General features: G+C 45.7%; 14 protein-coding genes. 2 read left to right on the top strand and 12 right to left on the bottom strand.

Features of this window, described 5'->3' with window-relative positions; translation table 11 throughout:
* Nucleotides 1-181: 181 nt before the first annotated feature.
* Nucleotides 182-3,409: a caspase family protein gene (locus tag RIG68_RS26700; protein WP_350129708.1), complete on the bottom strand. Its 3,228-nt coding sequence runs from the start codon at nucleotides 3,407-3,409 to the stop codon at nucleotides 182-184.
* Between the two features lie 167 nt (nucleotides 3,410-3,576).
* On the opposite strand from RIG68_RS26700, the gene RIG68_RS26695 reads away from it, so the two are divergent.
* Nucleotides 3,577-3,792, top strand: a complete 216-nt coding sequence (locus RIG68_RS26695) for a hypothetical protein (RefSeq protein WP_350129705.1) — start codon at nucleotides 3,577-3,579, stop codon at nucleotides 3,790-3,792.
* A gap of 219 nt (nucleotides 3,793-4,011) precedes the next feature.
* Here RIG68_RS26695 and RIG68_RS26690 read toward each other — a convergent pair whose 3' ends face one another.
* Together RIG68_RS26690 and RIG68_RS26685 are read right to left on the bottom strand one after the other, a co-directional pair.
* On the bottom strand, nucleotides 4,012-4,725 hold the full coding sequence (locus RIG68_RS26690; protein WP_350129702.1) for a hypothetical protein: 714 nt from the start codon (nucleotides 4,723-4,725) through the stop codon (nucleotides 4,012-4,014).
* Nucleotides 4,726-4,728: 3 nt separating this feature from the next.
* Nucleotides 4,729-7,146, bottom strand: a complete 2,418-nt coding sequence (locus tag RIG68_RS26685; protein ID WP_350129700.1) for a hypothetical protein — start codon at nucleotides 7,144-7,146, stop codon at nucleotides 4,729-4,731.
* Here RIG68_RS26685 and RIG68_RS26680 point away from each other — a divergent pair.
* Nucleotides 7,145-7,327: a hypothetical protein gene (locus RIG68_RS26680; protein WP_350129697.1), complete on the top strand. Its 183-nt coding sequence runs from the start codon at nucleotides 7,145-7,147 to the stop codon at nucleotides 7,325-7,327. The genes RIG68_RS26685 and RIG68_RS26680 overlap by 2 nt on opposite strands.
* A gap of 908 nt (nucleotides 7,328-8,235) precedes the next feature.
* Here the strand turns inward: RIG68_RS26680 and RIG68_RS26675 are convergent.
* The 9 genes from RIG68_RS26675 to RIG68_RS26635 all read right to left on the bottom strand — a co-directional run bounded on the left by RIG68_RS26675 (nucleotide 8,236) and on the right by RIG68_RS26635 (nucleotide 20,134).
* Nucleotides 8,236-8,673: an HU family DNA-binding protein gene (locus RIG68_RS26675; RefSeq protein WP_350129694.1), complete on the bottom strand. Its 438-nt coding sequence runs from the start codon at nucleotides 8,671-8,673 to the stop codon at nucleotides 8,236-8,238.
* A 1,204-nt stretch (nucleotides 8,674-9,877) separates the two neighbouring features.
* Nucleotides 9,878-10,573, bottom strand: coding sequence for a M48 family metallopeptidase (locus RIG68_RS26670; RefSeq protein WP_350129691.1), 696 nt, complete (start codon nucleotides 10,571-10,573; stop codon nucleotides 9,878-9,880).
* Nucleotides 10,573-13,797, bottom strand: a complete 3,225-nt coding sequence (locus RIG68_RS26665; RefSeq protein ID WP_350129688.1) for a type I restriction endonuclease subunit R — start codon at nucleotides 13,795-13,797, stop codon at nucleotides 10,573-10,575. The genes RIG68_RS26670 and RIG68_RS26665 overlap by 1 nt, the downstream gene beginning before the upstream one ends.
* 486 nt (nucleotides 13,798-14,283) lie before the next feature.
* A complete protein-coding gene (locus RIG68_RS26660; RefSeq protein WP_350129685.1) occupies nucleotides 14,284-14,811 on the bottom strand; it encodes a hypothetical protein in 528 nt (175 codons plus the stop codon).
* Between the two features lie 6 nt (nucleotides 14,812-14,817).
* Nucleotides 14,818-15,489: a DUF3800 domain-containing protein gene (locus tag RIG68_RS26655; protein ID WP_350129682.1), complete on the bottom strand. Its 672-nt coding sequence runs from the start codon at nucleotides 15,487-15,489 to the stop codon at nucleotides 14,818-14,820.
* On the bottom strand, nucleotides 15,486-16,727 hold the full coding sequence (locus RIG68_RS26650; protein WP_350129679.1) for a restriction endonuclease subunit S: 1,242 nt from the start codon (nucleotides 16,725-16,727) through the stop codon (nucleotides 15,486-15,488). Before RIG68_RS26650 ends, RIG68_RS26655 begins: the two co-directional genes overlap by 4 nt.
* Before the next feature lie 22 nt (nucleotides 16,728-16,749).
* Complete coding sequence (locus tag RIG68_RS26645; protein ID WP_350129676.1) at nucleotides 16,750-17,778, bottom strand: hypothetical protein; 1,029 nt, start codon at nucleotides 17,776-17,778, stop codon at nucleotides 16,750-16,752.
* 224 nt (nucleotides 17,779-18,002) lie between these two features.
* Nucleotides 18,003-19,571, bottom strand: a complete 1,569-nt coding sequence (locus RIG68_RS26640; RefSeq protein ID WP_350129673.1) for a type I restriction-modification system subunit M — start codon at nucleotides 19,569-19,571, stop codon at nucleotides 18,003-18,005.
* 5 nt (nucleotides 19,572-19,576) lie between these two features.
* On the bottom strand, nucleotides 19,577-20,134 hold the full coding sequence (locus RIG68_RS26635) for a restriction endonuclease subunit S (protein WP_350129670.1): 558 nt from the start codon (nucleotides 20,132-20,134) through the stop codon (nucleotides 19,577-19,579).
* Between the last annotated feature and the right edge of the window lie 561 nt (nucleotides 20,135-20,695).

Raw genomic sequence — 20,695 nt, 5'->3', positions numbered from 1 at the left:
TACCATCCTACTTTAAATTCGTCACCTCGAAGGAGGTACGACTGAGAGGTCTCATCACCTGAATCAGCAGCTAGAAGGCGCCACACTGCGGAATCGGGAGGCTTCGTTCCAGCATCGGGTTCCGGCGTCGGCTCGGCTTTGAGTTGACGGATCAGGTCGTGATTAAGCATCAAAAGACCATCTACTCCTTCCTAATCACCAGCGGAAAATCCTGCCCTCTGGAAAAGGTATAGGGATACTGCGGTGTGCCTTTCAGCTTTTGGGTGAGCTCGGGCACCTGGTCGTCGAGGAAGGACTTGAGTTCGTAGATGGTGACCTTACCATCCTTGGGTGCGCCGTCAGCTGCCCCCTGCAAGCCGGTAATGAGCAGGTAGGTAAACAGCCCATGACCCAGCTCGGCAAACTCAGTGGCAAATTGCTCGCTGCCCGCCGAAGCCATCACATGAATACCCGCACTTCGGGAAAGCTGTGCAATGGCTTTTTCTTCTGCTGCCCCACGAGTGGCCAGCAGCTCTATCGAAGCGCCGGACTGGCAGGCATCCATCACAATGAGCTGCTTCAGAGCATGAATGCTTTTCAGGTGTTCCTGCAACTCACTGGCCTCGATGGCATTCTTTTTCAAGGCAGCTGCATCGTAGAGCCGCAAACTTTCTGTGGGGATAAAGTAAAAGCTATTGTCGACCATGCTGCCGTGGCCGGCATAATAGAAAATGAACACATCTTCTGGGTGTACTACAGCACTGAGTTCATCCAGCTTTTTGATGATGTTCTCCTTTGATGCCTGGTCATCGAACAGTGTATGCAGCTTGATGTCTTTGAAGAGTGATGTGCCGTTGTCGTCAATCATGCTGCTGAACGACTCAGCATCTGGTCGGGCATAGTTCAGCGTCATTTTGGGGTTTTGGTACTTGTTGATGCCTACTGCCAGGATGTGGCAGGTAGCACTTTTGGAAGAATGATCGGCCACTACCTCCACGTTGCTCACCGCCGACTCAATATTGTCATTATTGGCCGCCCTGGCTTCGAATGTGTTGGCGCCCCCTATCAGGTCAGCTGTGTAGTGGTAAGTGGTGGTCTTGCCTTTGCCGGAAGGGTAGCTAAGGCCTTGCGTGTTCAACGCCATGCGTTTGCCATTGTGAAAGAGCCTTAGTTCACTCACACCACCGCCATTGTCAATCATTTTGACGTAGACTTCTGCTCTGGTGGCGTCGTCCGCCGGCAGCGTTGCAATCTTCACCGTCGGAGGCGGAGACTTCAGCAGCTTGGTCTGGATATCCTTTAAGTTGGTCGACCCTCCCCTGTTGGAAAAGATCTGCGGCAGGAGGTCAGGACGATAAAACTCCTCAAAGAACTGATCGACCGAATAGGTAGTGGTTTTATCAACAAAGTGGATATACTTCCTGGCCTCGTCGGTGCCGTTGAAATAGCCTTCGGGATTTTTGACCATCCACTCGTCCTTACCAAAGTGGATGTGCTCGAAAAACTCTTTACCGGTAGCCAGGTCCCAAAACTTAGTGGTGCCATCCAGGGCGTGGCTGATCAGCATTTTATTGTTCTGCCCCAGCAGCAGCGAGGTGACTTCCGCCGTGTGGCCTTCAAAAGTCTTGACCTGGGAGGAGCTGTTGTAGTCCCACACCCTGATGATTCTGTCGGCACCAGCCGTGTAAATTTGGTTTCCGTCAGGGCTAAAGATGGCTTTGTGTACCGGGCCCACATGGCCCATCAGCTTCTTCGTCATCAGGCCGGTGGCAATGTCCCAAATGCGGACGGAGCCATCCCAGCTGGTGGTCAGCAGCTCTTTCTGGTTGGGGCTCAGGGTCAGTGAGGAAACAATATCTGTGTGCCCAACGAACGTGCGGACGGGCAGATGGGTGTCGAGCTCAATCATTGTCAGGGAGTTGTCGAGCCTGGCCACAAACACATACAAGTCGGTGGGATGAAACAGCAGGTTGTAAACTGACTGCGACTGGAAGTCGTAGTAGTTCACTCGCTCGCCGGTGGCTATGTCGTATATTTTGATAGTGGCGTCCCAGCTGGCGGAGATGAGGCGTTTTTTGTCATTGCTGAATTTCACATCGAAGATGGGCTCCCTGTGGGCTTTGATGGTGCGGAGGGTATCGCCTGTGGCTACGTTCCAAAGGATGATTCGGCCATCGCCTCCACCGGTAACCAAGGTTTGGCCGTCGTCCGTCAGGTCATAGCAGAGGGCTGCCTTCTCATGGCCTTTGTATTCCATCACCGTTTTGCCTGAGGCAATGTTCCACCTTTTCACCTTGGTGCCAAACTTGCCTTTGATCAACTCCGTGCCGTCTTTCGAAAGCATCAGCTCATTTTTGAACCTGATGTATTTGGCAATGTACGAGTCCCAGTATGAGTTAGGGTCGTAATTGATGCCCCCTTTGTCCCGCTGGTTGAGCAACCCCGTGAGGGCAGTTTCGACCTGCTCGGTAGCAGTATTCAGTTGGTAGGCTGTGTTGTTATCGCACGCCAATAGCAGACTGCCGTTGGCGGCCAGTGTGGCCTCATTGATTTCCGTCTCTGTTTCCGGCGTTATTTCCTTCACGAGCTTCCCCGACTGATTCTCCCAAATGATGATATTTGATTTGGTAGCCACCCAAATTTCATTGCCATTCTTACTAAAGCCAACGCCAGAGAGTTCCTCCACCTCCTCACCATAGGTTTGCAGCAGGTCGCCGTTAGAAAGCTTGTATTTTCTTAGGGTCGTCTTGTTGGAGGCTACCAGCAGGGTTTTGCTGTCGGCGCTAAAAGCTACCCAGGTAGCACAGCCCCCGCACCATCCTTCTGCCTGTTCGAAAGTGTATGCCTTCTCCCAGGTAGCTGTGCTGTAGACGTTGGCCGTTCGGTTATCCTCTCCTATCGCCAGCCACTTGCCATCTTTTGAAAAAGCCACATTGATGCCGTAGCCAAGCCCCTGGTCGGCATTGACTTTGAAGGACTGAACTACTTCTTTGGTCTCAAAATCCCACAGGTGTGCTTCGTTGGGATAGCCCCCTGTGAAGAAAAACTTGGCATCAGCGCTAAAGGCGACAGCAGTAAGAAACTTGTCTGCGACCGGCGTGGTGAAAATACTTTTTCCTGTGGCCACCTCCCAAATCCGGGCTGTTTTGTCACCGCTGCTGGTGATCATATACTTGCCGTCAGCAGAAAAATCGATGCAATTGACGCTGCCGGTGTGACCCAGGAAGCTTCGGACTTCCCTGCCAGTGGACACCTCCCAAAGCTTAGCCGTTTTGTCCCGGCTGCCCGTAGCTACTAAACTGCTGTCAGGGCTTTGTGCCACGCTCAGCACGGCCAGCTCATGACCTTGTTGGATGACGGTTTCGAGGGTTTGGGCAGCCAAAGCAAAGGACAAGAAGAATAAGGGCAAAGAGGCTAAAAAGTGCTTCATCGGGTACGGTGGTCAACTAGATTCGGCAAGTTAATAAAGTTGGGGAGTTGGATTGGCAACGAATGACTGGAAGTTATGGCACATCACCAGTCCCGTCAGGGACGGCATGGCGGTAATGCCAATAAGCCGAGAAGTAGAATCGTGCGAGTGCCGTAGGTACGGTATATATGAAACCACCCGGGGCGTGGCCGGATATGAAGGACGGCTTGGAGAGGATTGCGATGACAGTCACTGTTATGGTGCGAAGGGCTGGCACCCTTCGCATGGGTATTAACGCCCTTTCAAGGCTTGCCGTGGCCAACCGTTGCCGTGCCACCAGTCCCGTTAGGGACGACATGGTGGTAAGGCCAAAAAAGAGGAGTAAAATAGAACGAGTGCTGTAGGTACGGCATACAGAATAATGGCAAGTGTTAAATCCGAGTGGCAGATCAAAGGATCGCCTTCGATTGAGCGATAGCGGAAACGGGGGTGTATGAAAATGGCGATTGCATCCCAGTCTTCGATGAGGTTAACCGGAGTCGGACCGGAAAAGGTAGCTTAAAGAAAATAATCCGCAAGCCTGACCAGATACACTATCGTTAGACTTGCGGAGGAGGGAAAGCCTACCAAAGGGTCCAATATTTATAGATCGGGTCATCAACCTCTGGTTCGGAGTCGAAATTCGCATAAGCTCCCTTGGGCTTTACTAGAAAAACTGAATCCATAGCCACTTTGGTAAACCTACCCAAACTATCTATAGAGTAATCTTCAACCACCACCTTTGTCCGCAATGTTTTCTCTTCTTCTCTGTTTGGATTCTTTACATCACAGTAAGTGAAGACATTGATACGGTTCTCATTGATCAGACTGAAGGAAAACCTAACAAGTGAGGCACCTGTTCCTACACGTACTTCCTCATTTATCATGAGTTCCGCTATTCTGGTTCCCTTTTTATCAAATGACCTTATGTAATACCTTTCATTGTCTGAATCAAACTTGGAAAACAATACCATATCAAAATTTCGAGCAGAAATACTAGCTATTGCAGCGTGTTTATAGCTCTCTTTTACAATTCCGACTTCTTCACCTTTGTCCATATCATATAGTCCATATTCATACTGGAACTTTGACGAATCACCATCGCATAAGTAAGAAAAACTATGGGCATCAGGAATAGTTTCATACTGCTTAAGCAAGTCGGAATTGTCTTTTGAGTTGAGAGCTCTGGTCAATAAACTGCCATTCTCATCCATTTTTGCTTTCGGAAAAAGACCTAAGAACTCAGTGAAATTATCCTGAAAAAAAAACAATAGTATAAAAAGATAGTATGCTTTCATTAGCTACAAGTTTTCTCTGACTTCTGTTACAGTATAAGTCTTTCCATCAAATTCACCTCTAAGCATTCGTTGGTTTTTCTCGATAAATAATTTATTGTTCGAACTCGTGGCTTTCTCATCATCAGGTTCTCCAACATCATAGAATCTAAAATAATGCTTCCGAGCAGACTTATCATAGCCTTTACCCACAATTACAATAAAGTGGTATGTCGCCGGGTTGCTCCCGTTATACGGTTTCTTGTTCTTATTGTAATGCACCCCGACAAGCACTGGCTTGCCTCCCTGCTTATTAGGTTTAATAGCCAAATTGAGATATTCCACTTGGGCCTCAAAATTAGCTGTGGGGCGCAGTGAAACATAGTCTGTCTCTGGAGAAACAAACTCAGCTATATTTGTCCTGCGGGAAACGTCCGTGGTAACACCAAACTGCTGTACGATGGTAAGCGAAGCCTGCATGCAGCATGCATTCCCCATGCTAGTGTTGTAGCATGACCTTTCTTTGAAGTAGCTATCTGATTGATTACGCCATGAAATACCTTCAATCAATATTTCTCTCTCTATCAAAAGATAGGACTCTAAAAGTTGTTCTTGATCCACTAGGAAATAAATTTTCATATTATGAGCCGAGCTATTTCCTTTGCTGTTTTCAAATTCAAAAACTTGATATGTGCCTGATTTACCTAATCTATTATCGCCACCTCCTGCAATAAAATATGGCTGTTTTGCAGGATTTATCTCATTTTTCCTATTCGATAACAGCGGAAAGCCAATCATCAACTTCAATTTTTCTCCGTTATGGTCAATTTCAAAAACAGGGCTTATGCCTCCTTGTGATCCATATTGAGTGATTTCTAAATTGCTAACAGAATTTAGGTTAGCCGTCCGGATCGCTTTCATAAGGTCAATATAGGGCGTTCCCGTGTCCTTGTTACTCAATTTCAATACCAAATTTTCAAAATTCGGACTTTGCAAGGTCGGTAATGTGATGGACGTGGTTCCTCCAGACGTACTGAAAATTCGATATTGAGTGAAGCTGCCAGAAAAGCCGAATATGGAGGTGAGTTCATTTTTAGTATAGTTATAAAAGCTACTCTCATCCTGATCAAGGTTACCAGTTCTAGATAAGTATAAGTCGTATGTCCCCTTCTCGCCAAAATCCACATTCCTTGCATATACCTGAACCCCAGAAAGAAAACCGTTTAAATCAAGTGTCTCATCTCCTTTGTCGTTGCTATTAATAATTCTATTGATGAAAATTTGAACTAACTGATAGTCATATTTACCCGGAAGGTAGTCCTTAAGTAAAACTTTGCTAGATAGGCCGGTCTCTACTTGAGTATTATATGTATACAGTTGCAACTCAGGCTCATCGCTAAAATTCCAATTGGGTTTGTAGAATTGGAAAATTGTGCTGTTCTCAAAATTAGTCCCAAAAACTTCCCTTTGCGTCGGCGCATCCTGTAGATCATAAAGTAGGGATATCCCAATTTCATCCTCCGTCGTCTTTCTTTTATCTATAAGTCCAAGCTGCAAAGGAGATACTCCCTGTACATTATATAGCACTGAAGAAACCTCGCTATAGTCCTCATTATGAAAAATAAAGCTAGTTAATCCCTGCTGTTTGGCTAACCGATACTCCTCAATTAGGTTTTCGATCTTAGCCATTCCTGTATTTGCATTCTGAGCACTTCCTAAGCCTTGAATTTCATCATTGAGGTAAGCATAGATTTTGCAAGAAACTAAAAACCAGTCCTCTTCTGTAAGAGTTGACCGATAGCTTGCAGGATTCGCTGATTCATTATAGGCAACAACATAACGAGACAACTCCGAAACGTCTTCGCTATTCAATTTCTCTAATATTTCGTCGAGATGGGTTAGGTAATAATAAACTAATTCTATAACTAGATCAGTTGTGCCATTACCATTAAAGATACATTCTGGTACAGGGCTGCCGTTACCACTATTGTATCCATCATAAATTTCTATGAGGAACTGAAGTATTTCAGTAATCAACTCCTTCTCTTGTCCAAATTCCCCATTATTTACTATTCCAGCATCCACCCTCTCCAGCGCCGCTATCAGCGCACTTACCACCGTTTCTTTGGCCTCGTTGGGCGTGGCGAAGGTGGTGTTGCCCAACTGCTGCTGACTGGTGGAGGCAGCAATGGAATCTACCTCGGCCTGACTGATACTGAGGAGCTCGTATACGGTTGATGTTTTGCCAGTGAGCTCCAGGGTGGTGGTGTAGCCTGTTGGAGGGCCGTCGGTAGCCACAGGCGTAAAGATGATTTTGGCGGCCAGCAGGTTATCGTTATCGGCCTTGTTGATTTTGTTGAGGCGCTGCTGGCGGAAGATCCTGGGCCAGAACTCATCGCTCTCGATGTAGCCGATGGTGAGCACCTGGATATTGTTGCGCTGCATGAAGCCATCGGTAAAAGCGGTGAGGCGCTCGTCTTTGGCGATGCGACCCAGGGCCAGGGAATGCGTGAGCCGGGGCAGGTCAAACAGGCCCTTTATGATGTTGCGGGCTTCAGCCTCCGATATGGTGATATTGTCGAGGGTGTCGCCTTCTTGTGGCGAAACGGAAGACTGCCGGGCATAGCTTTGAGGCACGATTGCCAGCAGAAGCATCCATAAAATCAGGCAGAATACGGGACTATTTACCTTCGATATCATGCCAGCGGAGATGGAATTAATAGATAGTATTCCGCTATTTTAAAAAATGATTTATATAAAACCCCTTGTAAAACTAACTCCATACGGCTAAAAACAGGCAATAGGCTGAAATACTCTAATGAGATATTAAAATACGTACTTATTTTTTATTTGCAAATAGGGGTTGGTTTTTGAGGAAGAAGGTAGTGCAAAGAACGGCAGGTGGAGTTTTGGGTGATTGTGCTTCGGTGCGAAGGGTGGAGGTTCTTCGCATGGAGGCTGAGTAATAATACTCACAAACCTGCCCGGCCGAGATCTTTGCGAGATGGGCTTCACACCAACAATCACTTTATATAGGAGATTCCTGATCTCCGCTGGCGCTGCGTCAGGAATGACGATGTGGAGAGGGGCTGCGAACGGAATGCCAGGACGTATGTGAAGTGTATTAGCACCACCAGTCCCGTTAGGGACGGCATGGCGGTAACGCCGAAAGCCAAGAAGTAAAGCAGAGCGAGTGCCGTAGGTACGGCATATAAAGTAATCAGGGGTTTGATGATAAGTGCGGGTAGTTTGACTACAGCCGCCAACTGTCTATCACCAGAGAAGACACTTTATCAAGCCTCGGCTGTGGGTCATGGGGATTTCGCCCTCCACGATCCCTTCACTTCGATCCGGCCGATTAAAGAGGTTATTCCGTGCAGGAGTGTATAGAGTAACCTCTTTAATGCTTCACGTTGGGATTAAAGAGGTTACACTATGCAGGAGAGCAGAGAGTAACCTCTTTATTGGGCACAAAAAAAATCCCGCAGCTGCCTGCGGGATTCTAGGTTAGGAACTGAGTCCGGGGTTGATGTATCATGCATCCTCCTGGTTAGCTCCCCAATCAGCACCGGTGCCATTAAAATCCAGCGGCGCCCTGCTGTACTTGATCGTTTTCAGCTCGTCACGCATCTCATCGCTGGGCGTAAACAACACTTTGCTTTTAACGATACTGTAGTTGCCCACCTCTTCAGGTGTTTCGTAGCCTTTGCTACTGATGTTTACCGAGAATCGGCCCAGCTGCCCCAGGTTCACCGTGCGACCATTGCGCAGGAACTTGGGAATCAATTCAAGGAAGTTCTCGATTACTGCCATGGCATCTGCCGTGGTTACGGTGCTCCGGGAGGAGATCTCTTTTACAAGCTCTCTCAACGTTGCTTCACGCTCTCTGTAGATTCCAGCGTAGAACTTGATCTGCCCGCCGCCAACCACTCCGGGTTCGGCTCTGCGGATGATTTTATACATTACAGACATAACTTTAAAATTTAGAAGATTTAACAATTTATTTAAGGTGTTTCACCGGGCAAGCCCATGCCCTCCGAAGAGTTTTCTGCTTATTGTCAGGCGCATGCTCATCGCATTGTCAGGAGGGTGGGTTCGAAAACCTGGTCTCCGAAGGCACCCCGATACGTGGGCGCCCAACGAGCAGACTGCATGATCTTTACTAAGTGAAACGGTAACGAAAGTTGGAGTCCCGGCCGGGGTGTTGCCAACTGACAATTGGGAGCGAAACGTGATTCGTTTGAGGCCTCAGCGGAAGTGATTTTTACTCCTTGCTTGTTGTTAATATCAAAACCAATATTGATGCCAAAAACTGAAAAAGAGGTCCAATTTTTTAAAAATAATTCTATTATTTTTTTGAGAAAGAGAAAATAAGTTGTTCACTCTTTTTTTCTCGCCAAAAGCCCAATCAAAACGCTCTCAATTCGTTTGATGATTTGCTTCATTATAGGCTATTTATTCAATATCAATCGATTGAAACTGTGTAAGCGAATGAAAGTTTTATTGAAAGAAATGAGGCATAGACCTATGGCATTTGAAAATCCGGATACTACTTTACTGGATAGCACTATTTGAAGTCTACTTTAGCTGATAGACATTCAGCAATATGCTGTTCTTTTTGTGTTGTTTTACTAATGGAACTGCCTCCAATCGTCGCTCTTTTTCGGGTTGCGCAAGGCCCATCCCTTGGGTTGCGCAACCTCTACCCTCTGGGTTGGGCAACCCCGACCCCCTGTATTGGGCAACTTCTACCCCCGGTATTGCGCAACCTGACCCCCTGGTATTGCGCAACCCCGAAGCCGCCATTGGGCAACACCGGCGCCGGTGTTGGGCAACTGCCCTGTCGATCTTGCCCAATGCACCCACCTGGTGTTGCGCTGTAGAGATAGTCGAGGTTGCCCTGCACCTGTAGTGGGGGTTGGGCGATACCCGATTAAGCAGCTCATGAGCATCTTATGGCGAATGGTAGTGACGCAACAGTAAAGATGTACCAGCAGCCCCGGCATGGTAACAAAGCAGTCCTTTACAGCCTGACGGGCACAAGCCTGATTACCACCGGCATTTCTATATGGCAGGAAAAAAATCGATTAAGCATGCCGGCAAAGCAGTAGTGCGGTATAATATTTTGGTGGGGCAGGGTTAGATGACATGGTGGTTACTTTGGTATTCGCTTACCCTATGCCAACATTCTTTCCAGCTTTTGTTTCCACTTCTCCCAGTCTGGCATTTCTCTTGACTGTAAATCAATAAACTTTTGGGTATGGTCGTGGTGAATTAAGTGGCAGAGTTCGTGGATAATCACATATTCGATACATCCTTTTGGGGCTTTTATTAGCTCGGGGTTCAAAATGATCTTTCCTTTTGGTGTACAGCTTCCCCATCTGCTTGGCATTTCACGTAGAATAACAGATGAGGGGTGGACATTGTACACCTGGAACCTTTGAATAAGTGGCTCAGCTACCGAAGTAAACTTGCTCTTCGCATTTTGCAAATACCACCCTTTCACGAGTGGTTTCACTCTGGAGTGATCAGGTGCTGTTACTTCGATAAATTTTCCTTTAAGTTTCACTGACTCATCATCGCCCCGGATGATTTTCAATCGATACTGCCTGCCAAGGTACAGATGCGTCTCGCCGGCAATAAATTTCTTTGGAGGAGTCTTCGGAAAGAAGGAAAGAAAAAAGCTCTGTTGCTTCAATATCCAGGGAGCCTTTTTTCTAACCTTTTCCCTGATCTTATCCAGCGAAGCACCCTCAGGTGCTTTTACCAACACGCTGGAATCGGGCGACACCGTGATGCCCATTGTCTTTCTATTGGCATAGATCAAGTAAAAACTAATTGTTCTTGAGCCAAATTGAATTGATTGATCCATTACTTATAACGAAGCTTGGCAACATCAATATACCTTTTGGCAACTTCATCCATCTCTCCAAACGAGAGATCTACCCTATATTTGTCTCTGACCTCATCAATGAGGTAGTCACCAATTTCAATCAATAGCTTACCAATGATATTTGTCTTGTTTTGCCAGTCAACAATTGGTTGATCTTCATCCAACACAGCTTGCTTCACCATTTCCTCAATTTTGATGGCAGCTTCAATGGCCACTTCTTTTTTAATCAGCGTATCCTGGATTTTATCCTCCAATGCTTCAATGGTAAGCCCATAAAAAGCCTTCGCAATGTCTTTGGCTTTCAGGGCCCCGGGAATATCGCTGTCGGTGTGCGACAACACATTGTTCATGATCTCCCTGACTCTGCTTAGGTACTGAGCCTCATTAATTCTTTTGGCCTCGTAGTCAGCTATGGCATCTTTCAGCATTTGTGAGAATTTCTTGTAGAATGCCGGATCCTCCTCCATTTTCTCGGAGATGTGTTTGGCTGTGCGACTCGCTATTTTATCAGCCTTGGCGGCTTTCCCGGTTGTGTTTTCTACTTCTTGCTGGAATTTCTCTTTATCGAAAATATTGACCAGTTCCGTGATGGTTTCTACCTTCTCTGTGGTGATATGGGTGTCGATCAGCTTCTGAATTTGCCCCTCAAATTGTCGATAATCAATTCTATCGCTATACCTCTTTACGACTGCCAGACGAAGCTTCATAAACATAGCCAAATCTTCTTTGTAGCGGTCAATGGTTTTCGCTTCCACCTCCTGATGGAACTGCATGGTAGAAAGGGCAAGCTTCAAAGCCTTGGCAAAGGCTGCCAGCTTATCATAAAAATGAACCCTAACAGCCTCATCTCTCAAAATGAGCTGGTAGGCTTCAGCATCTCTTTTGTTGGCAACCGACTTGAAAATATCCCACAACTCTGAGTGCTTTTGAGGCAGCTTTTTGATTTCCTCATTGATGTTGAGTAATGTCCCGTCCAGGTCTTCTTCGTCAAAGTCCTGAAATGATGAATACAACTCCAGGGCATCGTCCAGATTTTCAATTACGCCATAGTAGTCGATAATGTAGCCATACTCCTTGTCGGGAAAAATACGATTGACCCTTGCAATGGCCTGCAAAAGCTTGTGGCCCTGCAGATTTCTGGTGAGATATAAAATGGTGTTTTTAGGCTCATCGAAGCCTGTGAGTAGCTTGTCCACAACAATAATGATTTCCGGGTTGTCGGCTTTTTTGAAACGGTTGATAATGTTGGCCTCATATTTTTTTGAATTCCCATGCTCGTCCATCATCCTCTTCCAAAACCTGGCCACCTTCTCCGGCGACTTTTCATAGGCAGTTTCTTCGCCCTCTCTTTCATCAATTGACGAAATCAACACCTCACTGCTCACTAATCCGATTTCATCAAGAAACTCCTTGTAACGAATGGCATTTATTTTTCTATCGCACACCAATTGTGCTTTGAAAGGAGTTCCCTGCCAGAAATCACGATAATGCCGACTGATGTCCCAGGCTATAGCGTAGATCTTTTGCTCCGCACTATTGAGCTGATCCGCTCTGCTAAACTTCTTCTTTAGGTCAGCTTTCTGGTATTCATTAAGTGGCTCCGACACCATATTGAAAAAAGTATCTATCGGGCCTTCATTCACATTTTGAATGGCTACTCTTCCTTCGTAAAGCAGCGGAACGACCGCTTTGTCTTCTACAGCCTGGTCTACGGTGTAGGCATCTATAATTCCCCCGAATTTCGCTGCGGTACTCTTATCTTTTTTAAACAGCGGCGTACCCGTCATGGCAATGAAGCAGGCGTTGGGCAGTGTCTTTTGCATGTCGATATTAAAGGTGCCATGCTGGGTGCGGTGGCCCTCATCTACCAGCACAAAAATATCATGGCTTTGCAAAGGCGCCTTGATCTTTTTTAGTGCCGCTGCGAATTTATTGATAATTGTGGTGACTACGGCGTCGCTATTGCTCTCCAGTAGTTCTACAAGGCGCTGCCCGGTGGTGGCATTGTCGACAAACCTGCCGCACTTTCTGAAAGTACGGGTGATTTGATCATCGAGATCAGTTCGATCCGTCACCAAAATGATTTTCGGATTTTTGATCTCCGGCGACAGTGCAATAGCCTGGGCCAGCATTACCATGGTAAGCGACTTTCCGCTACCCTGTGTATGCCAGATTACCCCGCCCGGTCTTCTGCCGTTTTGAAGCACATTGAGCTGCTTCATCGTTTTTTTGATGGCAAAATATTGCTGATAGCGGGCTACTTTCTTTTCTCCCTCGTCGTAAAGGACGAAACTGAAAACAAAATCGAGGAGCCTATTGGGTTGGCATAATCCAAACAGGTACTCGTCCTGAACAGTAGGCAAAACATTCTCTTGTTCCAGGGCATCAAAATATTGCCTTACATACTTAAAGCGATCAGAAAAGAGCTTGTTCTTTTGCTCCGTGGTTAGGTGCTGGTTCTTTAGTTGCTGTAGGTGTTGCCTGTATAACTCCTCTTCTGGCGGTGCGCTAAATTTCTCTTTCCAGGTCGCCCAAAATTTCTCTGGCGTACCAAGGGTAGCGTAAGAGGCCTCTTGCGTGGCAATACTGAGCACCATCTGCGCATAGATATACAGGTTGCGTATGCCGTCTTCCTGCTGATTGCGCAAGTGTTGACTGACAGCCTGCGCCAGCGACTCCTTCATGTCGGGTCGCTTGCATTCAATAATGCAAATGGGGATACCATTGACGAACAGCACTATATCCGGCCGGTAGTGTTCCTTGCTGGTGCTCCGCATCACACTGTACTCCTCCGTCACGTGAAATACATTCCTCTCCGGGTGCTTCCAGTCAATGTATTGCAGGGTAAAGCTCTTCTTGTCGTTGTCAATGCGCTGATCCAACGCTTTGCCAAGGGTCAGTAGGTTGTAGGCGGCCTCGCTGGCGTTGATATACCCCTCATTCATAGGAAGATCTTTGAGCGCCAGTATGCCCCGCTCGATATTTTCATCGCTGAAAATGTTCGTTTTAGTAGCACTTACCCTAATGCTGTTGATCTCTTTCAACTGCTTGCGAAGTACATCTTCCAGCAGTACGTTACTGGTTTTCCCTCCACGTAACCGTAGGGCTTCTTCTGGTGAGAGGTAGCTATAGCCCAGCTTCTGCAGCATTTGCAGGGCTGGTATTTGGCTGATGTGGTCCTCTTTGAATGATGGTGTTTCCATCTTAAGTTATTTGGTTTCTTATTTCAGATACACCTTAACTTTGTGCATCATGTTTCCTAACTTTGTCATGCTAATCCCCCCTTATTCCGAGGAAGGAGGTTTGGAGTGCGAGGCTCGATCAAAAATATTCGGACCGGGGTGTCCCCGATCGGCAAGAAGCTCAGCGAAAGTTGAGCTTTTTGCTTTACTAATTTCCGACATGGCTTGCTACCACCAACTTATACTGTTTCACTACCTCTATTTCCTTCATTGCTTTGGCTTCTAACTTGTACACCTGCTTAAGCATTGATTCAATCACCAATCAACTTCTGCATCGCTCCATTTACTATCCGTGCAACTTATCTTCTCTCTGTACCGTTTGTACTAATAGCGAGTTAGATATTGTATAATCACATTCTTATCCTAACTTTGCATTGCTCATCCTACCTTATTCGGAGGAAGGAGTTTCGAAGCCCGATACACCAAGACGTGTACCGGGCTTTGCTTTTAATGAATCTCTTGTAGTTTTTTCTTAAGCTTCTTTTGTATCTGTTTCTTGCCTCCCGGCTCATTCAAGTGGTATGCCGTTAATAAATAGTAATCTACCCCATTCCTGTAGGGCTCGAGAATAATCACGTACTCTTGTTCCACGTCATACACGTATGTTCTAATTACATCTTTTCCATCTATTCTATCTTCATAGCTAAATACTTCTACATTATCCGCCTTTTGCTCGTCCAGATGGAACTTAACCCAATGCAGTCTTTGTGATCTTGCCATTTCAAAAGATCTCCCATCCAATTTTCTCCCTTTTTCATCTTTGTTATCCTTTGTCGTTAAATGATGAAACAGGGTATCCATCGGTATTTGACCTTCCTTTATAATTGGCTTAACAAGCTTGCCATTGAAACGAAGGTTTACTTGATTGACAAAATCCCTGTTAAAAACACCTCTCAAAGACTCTATTCTTTGCGGTGCTGGTAAGTGAACTATTTCCAAAAGCTCCGGATAACTCTTCAGTAGATTAAATGGCATCGTTTGTCATTTTAGATCAATAAAGAAGAGATTGAACTTGTCGGCGTTTTTTGGAGTCGAGCTAGTTATAGGAAGCTTGCAATGGTTTTCAATTTTTTCAATCAGCTTAGTCTTGGCAATAACCTTGCTTTCTCCCCTGAGCTTGTAGTTGATCGCCCCCATTATCAAGTCAGTCATCTGCATAATCGACGACTCATGCGAGCGAATGAACTGAAAGCTTCTGATGGAGGCGTTCCACTTTAGAATTTCCTTGAGCTTATGTAGTTTCTTGTGGCTTCTGGTATCTTTAATATCAAAATATATATTGTACTTATACTCCATATTGATCTTATGGTGGATCAACTGATAGTACATCCTAAAGTAGAAGTCGTCGTACGTGAATTCTTCCCTTCGTTCATCAATCTGTGCTTTATCAACGATCACAGCCCTGAATTGTAGGTCAGTGGAAAAAAAATAGTCGACAATATCAGCGTAGTAATGGTAGGCACTAGCCGAAACACTTGACCACTTGATTTCCCCTTTAATCTTATACTTCTCTCTCAAAAGCTTTAAATGGGCCTTATGCTGCGTCAGTTGATTATAAGCGCAACTGACATAAGCGATAAGCATATATGGCTTGCCATCATTTTGTAAGTGGGTACTTTCATCGCAGTAAAAATTGAACGTCTTATTACTCATAGTCTCAATCTCTTTTTTCCTGTTAGCAATTGCTGCATCATCCACTTCTTCTGCTCCCTCAATTTTTCCACTTTGGCTCTAAGAAGTTGGATTTCTTGGTCGGCGGCTTGAAGAACCTGGGTGATAGCAGTCTGTTCTTGGTGGGATGGAAGCATCATCTCGAGTTGAAGAAAAGTATCAAAATCAAAAGTCATTTTCTCGATATGGACGCCATAACTTGAAATGAGTGTTTGATGGTAGAAATAAGGGAGTTTACTATACCAATTGAAGAACTCCATATTTAACAACTTGGGGTCTTTTGCGATCGTGGCTATGTATGATCCCGAAATCATCGCCTCTTCAAATTCTTTTGTCACCAGTGCTGACGCCCCATGGACAATTTGCATTTTCGAAAAAAGGAAATCTCCAACTTCCGTAGTTCTTAGCCCCTTCACCTTTATCTGATGCCCATACAAGGCTTCACGAAAGAATATCCCCCCAGATCGACGGCGAACACTAACTAGCTTGTACAATTTATTTTCGTCCCATTTAACAGGTCGCCTGACTACCTTGAGAAGTTTTTCATAAGAACACTCCCTCCACTCCCCACCAAAACCTTTCAGGCGCTTCTTGCCTGTGAGCAGGTTTTGCATGAGCCATTTTTTGCGTAGTTCTTTTTGGGTGATTAATTGGTCGTTCTTTTGGATGGCTTCGTCCACTACACCAAGGGCTTGAGCGATGGCTTTTTGTTCGGGGAGGGGGGGCTTAATAAACGGGAAGTCTCCTACATCTTTGCTGGTAATATTTGGATCTTTTCGGCTGCTTCCGGCCAAATTTTTCCATAAACCAACCTTTGCATTGAACCAGTTTAGTAAGAAAATTGGATCAATTTCATCCTTGTTAACTGTAATTGCTGATAGCGCCTGATTAATTGTTGCTTCAATTCCCAGAATGCCAGTTCTTCCTATTTGATTAAAGCCACCATACATTGCTACTAGTACGGTTTCCTTTGGGTAAACTCTAAGCGATGTCTCTTTTAGTGCAATTTCTGTGACCTTTTCTTCGGTTTCAAGTATTACAGAGTTGTTAAGGTCAGTGGTTTTAACCCATGGGATGCTCCCATGCGAATGATAAAGTGAATTGCTTCTCAACGGTGTGGTTCCAGAAGTGATTTTGCCGATCTCCTTAATTCTTAAGTGCGCCCATCCATCTGGGGTATTTTTTTCAGATTCCGACAACGGAATGTTTGGGTCTTTCATGACTGTGTTATTCCTCATGTCTTTACAAATACCTCTCAATTAGCGCTGCATAGTTCTCTAACAACTTCTGAAACCATAAATCAACTACTGCCTCTGTCTTTATCGGCTTTTTCAAATCATAGAACTCCTGACTTCGTCTGTCTCTGAACAGCACAAGAGGCTCTTTGCCACTTACCTGTCCATGAAGGAATGGGACTGACCAACCATATAACTGCGGAGCGTGGTAAAACAACCGGCTTTCCTTTTCAATGATTTTGTTACTCGTGCTTTCGTCACTTCCAAAAACTTTATACAAGCCGAAAGTCACCTTAAAATCTTGTGCATCTACTACTCTTTCATACAATGAATCAGGCTCATCTATTCGACATTCTAGAAAAAAAGCGCCAATAGAAAAGGAAGCATACCTTGAATCTTTATGAAATTTCTGCGTAACCGTTTTTTCAAAAGAGTCTTTCAGAAGTATCTCAATCTTCACATTAAACGAGTCCCTAAGTATAATAAGCTCCGACTTGGCGGTCACGATCGCATCTTCAGTGCTCTGTCGCTCAATAAAAGATCGTTTTGCGTCCATTCGATCCAGTAAAAGCTGGTAACGCTCTTCGAGTGTTATCCGCCTTACCACGCCTCCCTCCTCTGTTACCTTAAACTCAATAAAACGAGCAATCTCTTCAATGGTAAATCTCCTTGGGTCAATGTATATCCTTGTTGAAGGATACCACCCGGGAATTTCCCCTCGTTCCATCGGGATGACCATCAAGAAATTATAACCCTCATTTTTTACTGAAGTTCTGTCAATAATACCATTGCGTTCTATCTCGGTATAGAAAGTTTCACTCCATTCTTTGCGGCTGAGTATCACAACAACTCTTGACTGATTTTTAAATATTCCAGCAAACGCCTCCGGGCCGGACCTACTTACCAACTCTTCCTGCTTATCTTCATAGAAGAATACCTTAAGTCCGGGATTCAGGGCTTTCGTTAGCTTTCTGGCAAACTCAACATCTTGTTTGCAAAGCGAAATGGCTATATCGTATTTATACTTTTCTGACATTGACTAATCGTAAATTGGAGCTGTCTCCCCTTTAATCCAGTGATCATACCAGATACTGTAGTCTCGGTAAAAACAGCAGCTATACTTGTTTTCTTTTTCTGCCTCTATTACTTCCATCGTCTGCCCCATTAACCATCGCCTAAGGGGAGCCTGCTGTGCCATTGGCAATTGAGGAATGATCACATAGGGTGAAAAGCCCTGGCGATATGTCGGCTCCGCTTTCACTAGCCGATCAACTCTTTTAAATACCCATCCAGCTCCTGCTGCACCGATTTTAGCTCTCCCTCCAGTTTTTCAATCTCCTTTTGTACTGCCTCGATATCCACTTCGGCCTCTTCTTCAAAAGTGTCCACATAGCGAGGGATGTTGAGGTTGAAGTCGTTTTCCTGTATTTCGTCGAACGTGGCCACGTAGCTGAATTTATCTTCCAGTACACCGGGCTTGCACTTGCCTTCATTGAAACTACGGTAGGCGTCCACTAAGTGGGCGATATGGTCTTCACCCAGTCGGTTCTGGTTCTTCCCACTCTCGTACTGCTGGCTGGCATCAATAAATAGTACATCAGTATTCTTCTCTTTTCCTTTGTTGAAAATGAGTATGGCTGCGGGTATGCCAGTGCCAAAGAACAAATTGGCAGGCAAGCCGATCACTGCTTCGAGCATATTCTCCTCAATGGTTTTCTGCCTGATCTTTCCTTCGCTCGCCCCTCTGAACAATACGCCGTGCGGCACCACCACGCCCACCTTGCCTTTGCCTTCGTAGGTAGTTTCTATCATGTGAGTGATAAAAGCCCAGTCCCCTTTGCTTTTGGGTGGCACTCCTCTCCAAAACCGGTTGTACCTGTCGGTTTCCGGGTCGTAGGACACGGTGGTTTTGTCACCGTCTTTGTCTTCTACCTTGCCCCATTTATCGAGCGAGAACGGCGGATTAGCTACCACCAGGTCAAACTTCATAAGGGCATCGCCCTCTTTAAGCTTGGGATTTCTGATGGTGTCGCCCCACCTAATAGTGGCATTGTCGAACCCATGAAGAAACATGTTCATGACCGCCAGTGCCCAGGTGCTGCCGTTGGCTTCCTGCCCATAAAGGGAGAAGTTCGGTGAACCAACTTCCATTCCCGCCTTGATCAGCAGTGAGCCAGACCCACAGGTAGGGTCACATATTCTTGAGCCAGGTGCCGATTTGGTTAAGCGAGCCAGGAGGGTGGAAACCTCCTTGGGGGTGAAAAACTCCCCAGCCTTCTTGCCTGCGTCGCTGGCAAAGTTGGAGATGAGGTATTCATAGGCGCCACCAATAATGTCATCGCCTTCCAAATGTGAAGGGCGCAAGTCGAGTGCTTCCTTCTTGAAGTCTAGTAGCAGGTTTTTCAACCGGGTATTCTTGTCCTTTGGCTCACCCAGTTTACTATTGTTGAAGTCTATATTCTGGAAAATGCCCGCTCCGTCCTCACTGTACAGTTTCTCTCTGTTGGCCTCCTCCAGGTCTGTTAGTGCTATATTGATGAGTTCGCCGATATTAGCCTCATTGCGATGATCGAAGAGATAATTGAAATGACTTTGCTCCGGCACCACAAAACGTTCATGCTGCATGGCCCTTTTGGCTCGGTCGTGGTCCTTATTGTACTTAGTGAGGTAGGTTTGGTATTTGTCGTCATGCACATCACTGAGGTACTTGATGAAGAGCATGGTAAGCACATAGTCTTTGTAGACGCTGGGATCGATGCTACCACGAAAAGTGTCGCAGGCTTTCCATACCGCATCGTTAATATCTTTCTGGGTTATTCTTTTAGACATAGCCTTCAATTTATGGCATTTATGATTAGTTGTTGTAGCTGTTTTTCTTTTAATCTCTCAATTCGCTGTTTCAAGCTCATTTCAACCTTTCTCAAGTCAGCTATCTTAAGCACCAATTGCTGGATTTCAATTGCTGGAACTGGAATATCAAGCTCACTCAAACTGTTTTTTGAAATCGATACAATGGCCGTTCCTTTGGCCTCGCCCTTGAGCAGGGCTTGAGTATTGGGGTGGTTTAAGTACCAGGCCAAATACGATGGAAGCACAACGGTTCCTTTCAATGAAAGGACAAAAAACGATGTGGAAGCCACAGACGGAGGGTTGCCACTTTCGAAAACTGCGGCGAAATTCTTGGTTCCTTTAGCTGCAAATAGTACGTCCCCAGCCATCAATAAGTGTTTCTCTGAAAACGAATATCCCATGAGATCGGGATGCAGATGATCGATAAGTCGGCCTCCCTCGTCAAAATGACGAGATTGAAGATAAACAACTTCCCCCTGTGCAATTGGCTTTGCAAAGACTCCCGTTCTAATGTTTGCTAATGACTGTAGAGGCTTATTCAATTTTTATTTCTTTGTAACATAGCTACAAATTTGCGCTAAGTGAGGTTAGTAAGCAAGTGAATCAGTCTTTATTTCTGAGTACTCACTCTACAAATTGTAAAAAATAAGAGTGATATAGATCAAATGGTGTTTCTTTTTGGAGATGCTGGGCAGTGGGAGAATGCCTCCTTGCGTGAGGGACAGAGCCATTGTTGGAGCCCGCTGTTGGCATTTTGAGCGTTGGCCGGCGACTGGTGAAGGCCCGACCCCTGCCGCCGACATGGAATATCGGGTGAGTAGCACCGCTCCGGCGGCAAAGGGGGCACGCCCAAGTCATTGAGAGATTTGTTGATGGGGTTATGGAGGGATTGGGGTGCAGTCACGATTAAAGAGGTTACTATGTGCTGGGGCGCAGAGAGTAACGTCTTTAATTTGATCCCGTTGCGGAAGCGTAAAGAGTAACCTGATTGATGCGTTTTCAGAAAGATTAAAGAGGTTACCACTTGCAGGGCGCAGAGAGTAACCTCTTTAATAGTTCACGTTGGGATTAAAGAGGTTACTACTTGCGGGAGTGTAGAGACT

The organism is Imperialibacter sp. (genome assembly GCF_040222385.1).
In the GTDB taxonomy this organism is placed as follows: Bacteria; Bacteroidota; Bacteroidia; order Cytophagales; family Cyclobacteriaceae; genus Imperialibacter.
The sequence above is the reverse complement of the archived record's forward strand: the minus strand, read 5'-3'. Positions and strand labels throughout refer to the sequence as shown.